Origin of the sequence: Clostridium sp. CX1, assembly GCF_025398335.1 — a bacterium.
GTDB classification, from domain to species: domain Bacteria; phylum Bacillota; class Clostridia; order Clostridiales; family Clostridiaceae; genus Clostridium_AM; species Clostridium_AM tanneri.
Genome location: NZ_JAODOO010000012.1, coordinates 76,169 through 90,294, shown reverse-complemented (window position 1 = coordinate 90,294; position 14,126 = coordinate 76,169). Strand labels below are relative to the sequence as shown.

Here is a 14,126-nt window from a genome sequence, read left to right as displayed (position 1 = left end):
ATAAAAAATTTAGTTACAAAGGAGAATTGCATTGAGTATTGATATAAGCATCATTTCTGGATTCCTAGGAGCTGGAAAGACCACTTTTTTAAAAAAAATCATTCCAGGTATGGAAGGTAAAACTGCTTTAATTGAAAATGAATTTGGTGATATTGGAATTGATGGAGACTTAATCAGTGATAACCTGCCTATTAGGGAAATCTATGCTGGATGTATTTGTTGTAGTTTAGTACAAGATTTTAAAAAAAGTATAGAAGAGTTAGTTATGCAGTATAGACCAGACCGCATACTTATAGAACCCTCTGGTGTTGGGAATTTATCAGATGTTGTGAGGGCCTGCAAGAAGATTTCTGAAAATCCACAGCTTGATATAAGAATAAATCAATTAATAACTATTGTAGATGCCAGTGCATTCGAAGATTATTTAGAGATATTTGGGGAATTTTATTTGGATCAAATTCAAAATGCTCATATTATTTTTTTAAGTCATTTGGACAAAACAGAAGACAAAGAAGTTGAAAAAGTAATTTCAAAAATAAGATTAAATAATGAGAAAGCATTTATTCTCAAAGAGAACTGGTATTCCTATAATGGAGAACAAATAATTGAAATATTAAATACAATCAAGAGCTGTGAAACTAATTTAGAGGGAAAAGCTTTATCAGTGCCTGCTAATAAAGTATTTGGTACTTTATCCCTTGCTAGTCCTAAGGTTTTTTCCGAGGAAGAGCTTGATAACATGCTAGTTTCTCTAAAGGACAAGGAATATGGCTTTGTTTTAAGAGCTAAGGGAATTCTAGAACTTAATACAAGGCAATTTGTTTATTTTGATTTTACTCCACATCATTACCACTGGGAATATACAGAAGAATGCAAAGAAACAAAGGTAGCTGTTATTGGCAGTAATTTAGAGAAAGAAAAAATATTAAAATGTTTTAGTTAACAGGGGGGAATCATGAGTAAAATTGTTGACTTTAAGTGTACATATGATAATTCTATAGGAATTAATAAAGAAGTTACAGAAAAATTGGACTTGCAGTTTCCAGAAGCCTATAAGCATTGGGATAGCATGGCTCTCTTGGCAGAAGAGTTGAAAAAGTATGATAAGGCAAATTTCTGTGGTTTACCATTTTGTCATACCGTTGAAGGAGAAGCCTTGGGAGGAAGTATTAATTTTGGAGATGAAAATATAGGTCCAAGAGCAAAAGACTATATTTGTGCATCTGCACAGGAAATATTAAATCTACCTGAAATCGATTACTCAAAGGGACGTATATCAGAAGTTTTAAAAGCTTGTAAGCATTTAAGAGATAAAGGGGAGAATGTACTCCTATATATTTCTGGTCCCTTTACAATTATGAATGTTTTAATTGACCCACGTCACATTTTTAAGATCTTTAGAAAAGATCCAGATACTATGCAAGCTATTTTTAATAAATTTGAGAAGGAACTATTACGTTTTGTTAAAGAGGCTCAAAAAGCAGGAGTAAATATGATTAGTTATGCTGATTCTTCTGGAGGATTAAATATTCTAGGGCCTAAATTTGCAGAACAAACGGTAGAAATGTTTACTTACCCACTGTTAAAGAAGATTGAAGAAATAATTAATGATGAAACAATTGTATTACTTTGCCCTAAAACTACTTTCGCATTGATAGGAACAGATAAAGCGGTATGGAAGGATATTAACCTTGGAGAGCCTGTAAAATACTCCGAAGCCTGCATAAAAGTAATGGGACAAGCGAAGTTTGTTGGACAAATGTGTATTAAAGATAAAGAATTTGAATTAAAAAATGGAATAATCAAAACAATTAATTTGCTGTAAGTATTAGTAAAAATATTGATTTATATAGGGAGGACATTATATGCACAAAGATGATAAGATGACACCAAATGAAAGATTGGCCGCATTTATGACAGGAAAACCTATGGATAGAATTCTAGCTATGCCAGTTGCTTGTTCTATGTCAGGATTAGCACTTGGAATGACTCACAAGGAAAAAAGAAGCAGTGCTTTAAATGAAGCAAAGGCACAGATTGCCTGTTATGAAAGATTTGGAAATGATTTAGCAATTGTTGAATATGGATTGCATGGTGTAGGTGCAGCTCTAGGCAGTGAAATGAGTGACCCAGAGGACTCTGTACCAGCAATCATGAAATATGTTCTAGAGGACTTGAATGATGTTGACAAGTTAGATATGTCAAAATTAGAGCTAAAAAATGATAAAGCCTTCCAGCTGCACTTAGAAGCTGCAGGTATCATTATAGACGAAATAGGAAATGAAGTTCCAACGGGAGTTTTAATATCTGGACCGTTTACTGCTGCTTCCAGTATTTATAAAACAGAAAATTTGTTAAGAGCAACTAGAAAAAATCCTGAAAAACTGCATCAATTAATTAAATTCTGTAACGATGCACTAAAAATGATTTGTAGAGAATTCATAAAAGCAGGTGTTCTTATTCTATTATGCGATCCTATTGCATCAGGAACAATTCTTAATAAAAAACAATACTTGGAATTCGTTCTACCATACACAATAGATTTGATGAAAGATATTCATGATGCAAAAGGAATGGTTTGTTACCATATTTGTGGAGATACAACGGCAATCGTAGGAGAAATGGTTAAGTCAGGCTGTGATATGATGAGTATTGATAACAGGGTAGATTTAGCCTATACAAAAGAAGTGGTAGGAGATAAAGTTCCTATCCTTGGAAATGTAGACCCAGTAGAAGTACTGATTCTAGGAAATACTAATGATGTAGATTTAGCAGTAAAAACCTGCATACAAAAGGCTTATGACAGTCCTTGTGGATATATTTTAGCATCAGGCTGTGATCTTTCAGGAGCTGTTCCGCTAGAAAATATTGACCAATTTATGGCTTCTGCCAGAAAATATGGAAAGTGGCCTTTGGACCCAAGAAATTTCCTTTAACATATGAAGTGAAAATTGAATCGGAATAAATATATTAGTTATTAAAAAGTGGGGGGAAAAATAATGGCAGTATTAAAGGAAGAATTATTAAAGAGATTATCTGATGGTGTAGTGGATATGGAAGAGGATGATGTAATTGAAGCAGCTAATGAATATGTAGAAGCAGGGTATCCAATACTTGAAGGTATTCTGGAAGGTCTTGTAGATGGTATGAACCGCGCAAGTCAATTATATGAAGAGGAAGAATATTTTGTTACAGATATATTATTATGCTCAGATGCAATGTATGAAGGTTTAGCAATTTTAAGACCTCATCTTCCTTCAGATGAAGTAGAAAAAGAAAAGCCAAAGGGAGTAATTGGAGTTGTAGAAGGAGACACCCATGATATAGGAAAAAATCTAGTGAAAATCATGTTAGAAACAGCTGGATTTGAAATGATTGATTTAGGAAGAGACGTTCCACTTCAAAATTTTGTAGATAAGGCTAAGGAGGTTAATGCATCCTTCGTATGTATGTCCACATTAATGACAACAACAATGGGAGGCATGAAAACTGTTATAGAATTATTAAAAGAAGAGGGTATAAGAGAAGAAGTTAAGGTTGTTATAGGTGGAGGACCAATTTCAAAGAAATTTGCAGATATAATTGGTGCAGATGGTTATTCTCCTAATGCAGTTGAGGCAGTTAAACAAATAAAGACATTGCTTAATATAGCGTAGAAAGAGGTGAGGGCTATGTTATTGCCAAAAGAACGATTAATGAAGGTATTTGGCAGAGAAAAAGTTGATAGACCACCATGTATTTGTCCTGGCGGCATGATGAATATGGTTACAACAGAGTTAATAGAGGAGGTTGGAGTAGAATTTCAAAAGGCTCATTTGAATGCTGAAATGATGGCTGATTTAGCAACAGCAGTATATGAAAAAGGTTGCTTTGAAAATTACGGTGTTCCCTTCTGTATGACTATAGAGGCAGAAAATTTTGGAGCAAAAGTTGATATGGGCACAAATATTTATGAGCCTCATGTTGTAGAATATGCAATTAATTCTGTTAAGGAATGGAAAGAAATTTCTGAGATTAGCTATGAAGAGGGAAGAGCAAAGGTAGTTATTGATGCTATAAAACTGCTAAAATTGAAGGGTAGTGATGTTCCTATTATAGGTAATTTAACAGGCCCTATTAGTACAGCAAGCTCTATAATGGAACCTTCCACTTTTTATAAGGAGCTAAAGAAAAGTAATAAGGAAGCACATGAATTTCTTAATTTTGTTACAGAGCAGTTAATTTTATTTGCAACAAAACAAATAGAAGCAGGAGCAGACATAATTGCAATTTCTGACCCTAGCGGCACCGGTGAAATTTTAGGACCTAAGCTATTTGAAGAATTTGCTGTAAAATACCTTAATAAAATTGTTGATAGTATACAAAATAAGAATGTAGGTACAATTGTACATATATGTGGACAAATGAAGAAGGTTTACCCAGAAGTAAATAAAATCAAAAGTGATGTTTTAAGTTTTGATTCTATAGTTAATATGAGCGATGCAAGAAAAAATCTGGGAAACAGATTACTAATGGGCAATGTAAGTACTTATGCTATTGAATTCGGCGAAGCAAAGAAAATCACTGAACTAACTGAAAAATGTGTGAAAGACGGAGCAAATATAATATCTCCAGCCTGTGGACTTGGAATGAAGTCTCCTTTGAAAAATGTGAAAGCTATGGTAGACTATTTATCAAAAGGAGATGGAGTTATTAATGGCTAAGATTTCTATTAAATCTGAAAATAAAAGCTTTAAATATGTGCCGGGAAAAAATTTGCTGAAGCTTTTGTTAGAAAATGAGGTTTTCGTTGACAATCCTTGTAATGGAAAAGGGTCCTGTGGAAAATGTAAGATTAGACTTTTAGAAGGAAATCTGCCGGATATGTCAGAAACAGAGGCAAAACTTTTAAAGAAGGAAGAAATCAACTCAGGCATAAGATTATCCTGTTTGGTAGTACCACAAGGAGATATTGTAATTGAAGTTTTACAAAAGGAAGGGAAGCATAAAATACTTACAACGGGATATGTTCCAGATTTTGAATTTAATCCTTTAATCCATAAGAAGATTTTTAAAATAGAAAAGCCTACCTTAGAAAATCAAAGTTCCTTTGAAGAGGCTATATGCAACACCTTTGATGTTGAAAAATTTGATTGGAGACTGTTGCAGCAGCGTGAATTTATGATTGGAGAAGTTACAGGAGTTTTTAATGGCAGAGAGTTAATTGGAATTGAAGCCGGTGATACTACTGACCTTCTTTACGGAGTTGCTGTGGATATTGGAACTACCACAGTTGTAACTTCGCTGATTGATATGAATACTGGTAAGGAATTAGCTACAGCTTCAATGATTAATGCTCAAAAGAACTTTGGGCTGGATGTTTTAACTAGAATCACTTATGAAGTAGAGCACCCAGAGGATTCTAAGGAAAAGCTGCAGTATGCAATTGTTAGCTCTATTAATGAGATGATTGGAGATATATGTAATAAATCAAAGGTAGATAGAAGAAACATATATGAGATTTCTATTGCCGCAAACTGTACAATGATGCATTTTCTTTTAGGAATTGATGCAACCTCTATAGGAAAATCTCCCTATGCACCAATATTTGTGAAATCAAAAAACATATTGGCAAAGGATATTGGCTTAGAGGCAGCTCCAGGTGCTAGGCTTTATTGTCTTCCATCGGTCTCAGCTTATATAGGAGCTGATATTGTAGCCGGTGCATATGTCTGTCAACTACACAAGGCTAAGGAGAATGTACTATTTATAGATATTGGAACTAATGGGGAAATTGTCTTATCCAATCATGGAAAGCTTTTATCCTGTTCCTGTGCTGCAGGTCCAGCCTTAGAGGGGATGAACATTAGCTCCGGTATGAGGGCAGCAGAGGGTGCCATTGAAGATGTGAAAATCACTGAAAGCGGAATTGAAGTTAAAGTTATAGGAGAGCAGGAACCAATAGGTGTATGTGGCAGCGGTATATTAGCTGTAGTAAAAGAATTAATTGGAGTAGGTCTTGTAAAAAAAGATGGAGCATTTATAAAAAAGGAAAAGCTGGAAGAATCAGATTATCGTTATAATATGCTTCAGTTAGACGGGAAAAAACGAGAATTTGTTTTAAGTAGTAATCCAAAAAAACTGCTAATTACACAGTCGGATGTTCGTCAAGTACAATTAGCAAAGGGAGCTATCCTTTCAGGTTTTTATGCTCTGTTAAAAAAGGCAAACATCAATATGAGCGAGCTTGATAAAGTTGTTATAGCAGGACAGTTCGGAGCTCATTTGCCTGCAGATAGCTTAGTAGGCATAGGCATATTGCCAGAGGAAGTTAGGGATAAGCTGGTATATGTAGGTAATTCCTCTAAAACCGGGGCATATATGGCCCTTATGTCTGCAGATGTAAAAGAGCAAATAGAAAAACTCGCCCATCAGATAGATTATATGGAACTAGGGGCATCAGAAGGTTATGAAAGACTCTTTATGGAGTGTCTAATGTTTCCAAGTTAAAATGTTATTAAAAGTTCTCTCAAAGTTACTTTGGGAGAACTTTTTTATACAGAACTATATTAATTATAGCTATATGTAATGATTTATCAGGGCATGTGCTTGTTTTTTTATATTATCTACTATTTCTTGTGGTTCAATAACCTTTGCAGAAATGCCTAACTGAAGAAAATAATTAGAAACAAAATCTAGCTCATCCTTATCAATTATTGTATCAATATACCCATTCTCATCATCCATAACAACAATGTGGGGTTCTAACCATGATTTACTCTGGCACTGTCTTATACCTTCTCTTGTAAGCTTAACATGTAATCTTACAGGCCTTTTAATAGTGTAGCTATCAAACCAATCTATTAAATTCATTGGAAACTGGTAAGTTTTTTTAGAAACTTCTAAAGAGGCGATTCTATCCACTCTAAATAATAAAACCTTATCCTTTTCCAGGTCAAAGGCAGGCATATACCAAAGTCCGTCATAGGCATATGCTCCAATGGGTTTAACTTCTCTTTTTTTATTTTTGGATTTTGATACATATTCAATTATTAATGTATTACTCTCAAGAACTGCTTCAACTATATCCTTTAAAAATGGAGAGGCAATATTTCGTTTTGGATTCCATAGGCATATAAGTGTTTCTAAACGGTTTATTTTGTTTTTGGCATCCTCAGGAAGAGTGGCATACAATTTTCTAGAAGCTGAATCTATATCTGTATCAAAGGGTAGTGATTTGTAGTACTTTAGTGATTGAAAGGCAAAGAAAATTGCTAGGGCCTCATTTTCATCAAATATGATTGGAGGAAGAATTCTATTTTTTAGTGTGCGATAGCCGCCGTTTCTGCCCTGCTCTGTATATATAGGAACTCCTAATTCGCTTATTTCCATTAAATATCTATGAGCAGTTCTGACAGATATGTTAAATTCATAGGCAACATCTTGAGCAGTAAAGTTTTTCTTAGAATTTACATACATAATTAAATCAAATATTTTTTTAGCCTTTGACATATGAAATCTCCTTTGCAACAGAAATTAATCCTATGATCAATAGATTAATCTTAATAAAAACAGACAGCAATTGTCATGTTTTTAGTATACAGTATTTATGATAGATATTGAAAGGGGATTACTATGAAAAAAGAAAAATCCAATAATATTCATGTTACTGGAGCTAGAGAGAAAAACTTAAAGAATATTAATATAGAGGTTCCAAAGAAGAAAATCACTGTTTTTACCGGAGTTTCAGGCTCAGGAAAGTCATCTCTTGTATTTGATACAATTGCAGCGGAATCACAACGTCAATTGAACGAAACCTATTCAAGTTTTATACGTCACCGTCTTCCGCATTACGGACAGCCTGATGTAGATTCAATTGAAAATCTCTCTGTAGCAATTGTAGTTAGCCAAAAGAGAATAGGAGGAAATGGAAGGTCAACCGTTGGAACTATAACGGATATTTACTCTCTTTTGCGGTTGTTATTTTCACGTATTGGTATACCTTTTGTAGGCTATTCTGATGTGTTTTCCTTTAATAATCCTGCAGGAATGTGTCCTAAATGTGAAGGATTGGGAAAAATAGATATAATCAATATTGATAGACTAATTGATAAAAGTAAATCTTTAAATGAAGGAGCCATTCAGTTTCCAACCTTTAGGCCAGGAGAGGTACGATGGAAAAGATATGTTTGTACAGGACTTTTTGATAATGACAAGAAACTTAAGGATTATAGCCAGGAGGAATGGGATACCCTCCTTTATAAAGCAGGTTTTAAGCTCACAAATCCTGGAGAAGGGTGGCCCACCACTTCAAAGTATGAAGGGGTTATACCGAGAATTGAACGGACTTTTTTAAACAAAGAATGCAGGGATGCTAAGCTATATAAAAAGGATATTGATTACGTGGTTACCAGAGGAACTTGCCCATTATGCAATGGTGGAAGACTTAACCAAAAGGTACTACAGTGCAAAATAAAGGACAAAAATATTACAGATTGTACAAAAATGCAGGTCAGTAAGTTAATTAGCTTTATAGAGAATATTAAGGAGCCTTCTTCCTATACAATAGTTGAATCTATTATTAATCGATTAGAACATTTAAATTCTGTGGGACTAGGATACCTAAACTTAGATAGACAAACAGCCACACTTTCTGGAGGGGAATCACAAAGAATAAAAATGGTTCGTCAACTAGGAAGCAGTTTAACAGATATTACTTATATTTTTGATGAACCAAGCATAGGTCTTCATCCCCATGATGTGACTAGGCTTAATAACCTTTTAAAGTTATTAAGAGATAAAGGAAATACTGTTTTAATAGTGGAACATGATCCGGATGTAATTAAAATTGCAGACTATGTGATTGATATGGGGCCAAAAGCTGGCAAAAAAGGCGGAAATATTATGTATCAGGGAGCAGTAGAAGGTTTATTAAAAGCAGATACATTGACAGGAAAGTTTTTAAATCGTAGAACTACCTTGAAAGAAAGTACAAGGGAAGCTAAGGGATGGATATCTATAAAGAATGCCTCCTTGCACAATCTGAAAGAGGTTTCTGTGGATATACCTATAGGTGTTATGACTGTGATTACAGGAGTAGCTGGTTCTGGGAAGAGTACTCTTATAAATGGTATATTTAAAAAGCATTATCCTGAGGCAATTTTTATAGATCAAGGAGCAATTCAAGGTTCTAAGCGTTCTAATATAGCTACCTTCACAGGGATTTTTGATGTTATCCGAAAGCTCTTCGCAAAAGAAAACAGTGCGGAAGCTTCTCTTTTCAGCTTTAATTCTCATGGAGCTTGCACAGAATGTAAGGGATTAGGAGTAATTTATACTGACTTAGCTTTTATGGATCCGGTGGTAGGTATTTGTGAAGCATGTCAAGGAAATAGATTTACTAAGGAAGTACTTCAATTTAAATTACGAAATAAAAATATTAGCCAGGTTCTTAAAATGACAGTTGATGAAGCCTTGGAATTTTTTTGTGAAAAAGAAATATTTGCTACTTTGAAAAGATTGAAAGATGTAGGAATAGGCTATATTAGCCTAGGTCAATCCTTAGATACACTATCTGGTGGTGAACTTCAAAGACTTAAGCTTGCAGCAGAGTTGGAGAAAGAAGGGAATATATATGTATTAGATGAGCCAACTACAGGGTTGCACATGTCTGATCTGTCACAGCTTATCAAAATTATGAACCACATTGTTAACCAAGGTAGTACCTTAATTGTGATAGAGCATAATCTTGATATAATGTGTCAAGGGGATTGGATTATAGATTTAGGTCCAGGAGCAGGTCAGGATGGAGGCAAGGTGATATTCCAAGGACATCCTAGAGACTTGATTAATTCCTCTTCTTCTATTACAGGAAAGTATCTAAAAGAATATATAACGGATATGAAAATTTAACAGCCTTCTAGAGGAAAGATAGTTTCAATAGTTCTTTTTGATGCTGAAAGCAATTAAAATTATAGTAAAATGGGAGAATTTTTTAAATAAACAAAGTCTTTTTGCAATTTTTAAATCGAATAAAATAAAATAATGACGAATTTTGGAGTAATATAAAGAAAAATGCAAACAATACCACCTAAAGGTTAATTTGGTAGTTTGACAAATTATAGCCTGATTTTTTATTATTGTATAGTATTTTGTTAACTTTTTTAAAGGATTTGTTAATTAACTTCAGTAAAAGATTGCAAAAGGAGATTTAAAAGAATGAGTTCTATTTTTAAGAAAAAAAGTGTAGATTCGGTTTTAGAACGTCACCAATCTGCATCACTAGAAAAAACTCTTGGTTCCTTTGACGTAACCTTAATGAGTATCGGTGCAGTTATAGGAACAGGTGTTATGGTTCTAACAGGACTTGTAGCATCAAGAGATGCAGGACCAGCAGTTATATTATCATTTATTTGTTCTGCAATAGTATGTATGCTTGTTGGCTTATGCTATGCTGAATTTGCAGCTGCAATACCAACCTCTGGTAGTTCCTATGCTTACATCTATGTATCTTTAGGTGAAATAATTGCTCATCTTGTTGGGTGGTCACTTGTTATAGGGTACACTGTAAGTACATCATCTGTTGCAGGTGGTTGGTCAGCTTATTTTAATGGTTTTTTAGGAGAATTTGGAATACATATACCTAAACAATTCGTAACTATTCCAAGTCAGGGAGGTATAATGAACCTTCCGGCAACGGTAATAATATTATTGGTTACCTATCTGCTCTCAAGAGGAACTAAGGAAAGTAAGAAAGTAAACAACTTTATGGTTATAGTAAAAGTTGCTGTTATAATTCTATTCATAGCAGTAGGTGCCTTCTTTATAAAACCACAAAACTGGCATCCATTTATGCCATTTGGTTTAAAGGGAGTCTTTGCTGGAGCAGCATCTGTTTTCTTTGCATTTACAGGTTTTGATGCAGTTTCAACCTCTGCGGAAGAAGTAAAAAATCCACAAAAAGATCTTCCAACAGGAATCATTGCTTCATTAATTATTTGTACAATTATATATGTTATAGTTTGTCTGGTTTTAACTGGAATTACCCACTACTCTCTATTGAACGTTGGTGATGCCATGGCCTTTGCACTAAATAGGGTTGGACAAGGCTGGGCTGCTTCAATACTTTCCATTGGAGCAGTGGTAGGAATTACTGCAGTTATGTTCGCTTATATCTTTGGTACATCCCGCATACTATTTTCAATGAGTCGTGATGGATTGCTTCCAAAGGTATTCTCTAGTATAAATTCAAAGACAAATGTACCAACTTTTTCAACTTGGTTAACAGGTTGTACTGCTGCTTTAATAGCAGGTGTTGTTGATCTTAAACAATTAGCAGATCTTGCAAATATGACTCTTATAGCAACATTCATGCTTGTTGCTGCATCTGTAATTGTATTAAGAAAAACTCATCCAAATTTAAAAAGGAGCTTTAAAACTCCATTAGTACCATTAGTACCAATATTGGCAGTAGTATTCAGTCTATTCTTAATGTCTAACCTATCAAAGACAACTTGGATATATTTCCTAACATGGTTAGCATTGGGTCTTATAGTTTATTTTACATATTCACGTAAAAACAGTTCATTACAAAATACAAATAAATCCTTACTAAAGAAAAGTGCATAAATTGAACTATAGTATATAAGCAGCTTACCTTACCTTAAGAGTTTCTCTTAAGGTAAGGTAAGCTTTTATAATATTTATTTAACACTAGTAATGCTTCCTTTAAAATTGGTATTTATGGTGTTTTTTTATCTAAAAAGTTAGTTCCGATTACCCCTCCAATAATCATTACCGCTCCAATTATATGAAAATATGATAAACTTTCCTGTAGAAAGATAACTCCAGCAATCATAGTTATCAGGGTAGATAAATTATTAAATACGCTCATCTTAGATGCCTCTATTTTAGACAAAGTATAATTTGATAATAGTGATGTTATAAGTGAAGATAGTATACCTAAATAAAGTACTGAAATTAAAAATAATGGATTGATAAATGGTTTAAAATAAACATTAATAGTGCCATGAATACCATGATCAATGATAGATATTAAATTAAAACTGAGAAAACCTATAAAGGTCATCATATAAGTTAAGTCCAATATTTTATACTTTTTAGTTATCTTTCTTGCTAGAACATTATAACCAGCTGAAGAAAGTGATGATAAAATAATCATCAAGGTTCCTATAGAACTAGCAGGCTTTAAATCTATTCCTTTCATAACAAAAATATAGATTACTCCAGATACAGATAAAATTAATGATAACTTTTGTAGTCTGCTAGAATTCTCCTTTAAAAAAAATGTCGCTAGGATCATTGTGAAAATAGGAATGGTGGCTTGGATTATTCCTGCTTCTGAAGATGAAATATATACTAGTCCAAAGGCTTGAAAAGCAAAAAATAAAGTTGGATAAAATAATGAAATAGGTAAAATAGGAAGCATATCTTTAAAGGTTATATCTAATTTTATCCACCCAAAAACAACAGGAATAGAAGCAACAACAAAAGATATTGTAAATCTATGTGCAAGTATATTTAGTGGATCTGTAACAATTAAAGCTAGCTTTACGAATAGAAATGAGAAGCCTATAATCAGTGCATATAGAGTAGCAGCAAAGTAAGTGTTTCTTTTAACGGAATTTTCCATTTTAGTATTCCTCCCATAATTATAATCTTATATATCTATGTTATTAAATAAGGTGTTATGATACAATGAAAATAAAGTTAATCTATACCGGTACAGTGATTGGAAGGAGTAGATTATGTATAAGTATTTAGCAGTATCAAATGAGATTGAAAACATGATTAAAGGTGGTAGATATAAAGAAGGAGAGAAAATTCCTTCTATTCGGAGTCTAACTGAAAATTTCAATTGTAACAAAAGTACAGTCATTAGTGCATTACATGAATTGGAAAGAAGACACATAGTTTATTCTCTTCCCAAAAGTGGGTATTATGTTGTGACAGGAAAACCTAATTTAAATAAAGGGGAGAAGCTTATAATGGATTTTGCTTCTTCCGCTCCAGATCCAGAGGTGTTTCCCTATTTAGATTTTCAGCATTGTATAAATCAAGCCATTGATATATATAAGAAGGATTTGTTTGTATATGGTACACCTAAAGGCTTACCCTCCTTAGTAGATGTTATACATAAACAATTGGCAAACTATCAGGTCTTTACTAGTAAAAGGAATATATTTATTACATCAGGTGTTCAGCAGGCGCTATCAATTCTAGCTACAATACCCTTTCCAAATAACAAGGAAACTATACTTATTGAGCAGCCTAGCTATCATTTGTTCATAGATTATTTGCAGGTACAGGGGATACCAGTTATAGGTATAGAGAGATCTAGTGAAGGAATTGATATATCAGAGTTAGAGAGAATATTTAAGTTGGAAAGTATTAAGTTTTTTTATACCATGCCAAGATATCATAATCCTTTAGGAACTTCATATTCCCAAGGAGAAAAGAAGAAGATTTTAGAGCTGGCAAAAAAATATGATGTATATATTGTGGAAGACGATTATCTAGCTGACTTTGAGCAAGACTCAAAAGCAGATCCAATATTTTCATATGATAACTTTTCACAGGTTATATATCTAAAAAGTTATTCAAAAATTATCTTTCCGGGATTGAGAGTTGGTGTTGCTGTAATTCCTGAAAGCCTTATTGAAACATTTAGTAAGTATAAAAGTGTTATTGATATAGATAGTTCTATGCTTTCTCAAGCAGCCTTAGAAATTTACATTAAAAGTGGTATGTTTGAAAGACACAGGGAAAAAATTAAGAGAACTTATTTTTTAAGGGCAAAACTTTTAACTTCTCTATTGAAAAAGAAGATCCATGATTCCAAGGATAACTATAAATATAACCCTTTAGGTAACATATGTGTTCATACATATGTAGAGTTAGATAAATATATATCCTCTGAAAAGCTTATAAATAGATTAAAAAAGAAATCAATTATAGTGGATACAGCAGACAGGAACTATTTAACTTCATTTCCGGCAAAAAAATCAATACTAAAAATAAACGTGTCAAATGTAACAGAGGATTATATTGCTAGTGGAATTACTGAAATAATTCAGGAAATTGAGTGTTCACCTTTATAGTGGTATTATTAAATTACCTATATGAAA

The 14,126-nt window shown here is 33.3% G+C and carries 11 protein-coding genes; 9 read left to right on the top strand and 2 right to left on the bottom strand.

The window, feature by feature from the left end; translation table 11 throughout:
• The first annotated feature begins 31 nt into the window (after positions 1 to 31).
• The 6 genes from N4T77_RS13960 to N4T77_RS13935 all read left to right on the top strand — a co-directional run bounded on the left by N4T77_RS13960 (position 32) and on the right by N4T77_RS13935 (position 6,489).
• Positions 32 to 943, top strand: coding sequence for a CobW family GTP-binding protein (locus N4T77_RS13960; RefSeq protein ID WP_261672422.1), 912 nt, complete (start codon positions 32 to 34; stop codon positions 941 to 943).
• Between the two features lie 12 nt (positions 944 to 955).
• The gene (locus N4T77_RS13955) at positions 956 to 1,825 is read left to right on the top strand and encodes a uroporphyrinogen decarboxylase family protein (RefSeq protein WP_261672421.1); all 870 of its coding nucleotides are present in this window, start codon (positions 956 to 958) and stop codon (positions 1,823 to 1,825) included.
• Between the two features lie 40 nt (positions 1,826 to 1,865).
• Positions 1,866 to 2,936, top strand: a complete 1,071-nt coding sequence (locus N4T77_RS13950; protein ID WP_261672420.1) for a uroporphyrinogen decarboxylase family protein — start codon at positions 1,866 to 1,868, stop codon at positions 2,934 to 2,936.
• Between the two features lie 63 nt (positions 2,937 to 2,999).
• Complete coding sequence (locus N4T77_RS13945; RefSeq protein ID WP_261672419.1) at positions 3,000 to 3,656, top strand: corrinoid protein; 657 nt, start codon at positions 3,000 to 3,002, stop codon at positions 3,654 to 3,656.
• Positions 3,657 to 3,671: 15 nt separating this feature from the next.
• Positions 3,672 to 4,703, top strand: coding sequence for a methylcobamide:CoM methyltransferase MtbA (locus N4T77_RS13940; protein ID WP_261672418.1), 1,032 nt, complete (start codon positions 3,672 to 3,674; stop codon positions 4,701 to 4,703).
• Positions 4,696 to 6,489 carry an ASKHA domain-containing protein gene (locus N4T77_RS13935; protein WP_261672417.1) on the top strand — a complete coding sequence of 598 codons (1,794 nt, stop codon included), beginning with the start codon at positions 4,696 to 4,698 and terminating at the stop codon, positions 6,487 to 6,489. Before N4T77_RS13940 ends, N4T77_RS13935 begins: the two co-directional genes overlap by 8 nt.
• Before the next feature lie 69 nt (positions 6,490 to 6,558).
• On the opposite strand, the gene N4T77_RS13930 is transcribed toward N4T77_RS13935, so the two are convergent.
• A complete protein-coding gene (locus tag N4T77_RS13930) occupies positions 6,559 to 7,491 on the bottom strand; it encodes a YafY family protein (protein ID WP_261672416.1) in 933 nt (310 codons plus the stop codon).
• 123 nt (positions 7,492 to 7,614) lie between these two features.
• Here N4T77_RS13930 and N4T77_RS13925 point away from each other — a divergent pair, with 123 nt between their 5' ends.
• Together N4T77_RS13925 and N4T77_RS13920 are read left to right on the top strand one after the other, a co-directional pair.
• Positions 7,615 to 9,891 (top strand): excinuclease ABC subunit UvrA, encoded by a 2,277-nt coding sequence (locus N4T77_RS13925; protein WP_261672415.1) that lies wholly within the window; start codon positions 7,615 to 7,617, stop codon positions 9,889 to 9,891.
• Positions 9,892 to 10,197: 306 nt separating this feature from the next.
• Positions 10,198 to 11,607 carry an amino acid permease gene (locus tag N4T77_RS13920; RefSeq protein ID WP_261672414.1) on the top strand — a complete coding sequence of 470 codons (1,410 nt, stop codon included), beginning with the start codon at positions 10,198 to 10,200 and terminating at the stop codon, positions 11,605 to 11,607.
• Positions 11,608 to 11,719: 112 nt separating this feature from the next.
• On the opposite strand, the gene N4T77_RS13915 is transcribed toward N4T77_RS13920, so the two are convergent.
• On the bottom strand, positions 11,720 to 12,631 hold the full coding sequence (locus tag N4T77_RS13915) for a DMT family transporter (RefSeq protein WP_261672413.1): 912 nt from the start codon (positions 12,629 to 12,631) through the stop codon (positions 11,720 to 11,722).
• A 115-nt stretch (positions 12,632 to 12,746) separates the two neighbouring features.
• Here N4T77_RS13915 and N4T77_RS13910 point away from each other — a divergent pair, with 115 nt between their 5' ends.
• Positions 12,747 to 14,099, top strand: coding sequence for a PLP-dependent aminotransferase family protein (locus tag N4T77_RS13910; RefSeq protein WP_261672412.1), 1,353 nt, complete (start codon positions 12,747 to 12,749; stop codon positions 14,097 to 14,099).
• The last annotated feature ends 27 nt before the right edge of the window (positions 14,100 to 14,126 follow it).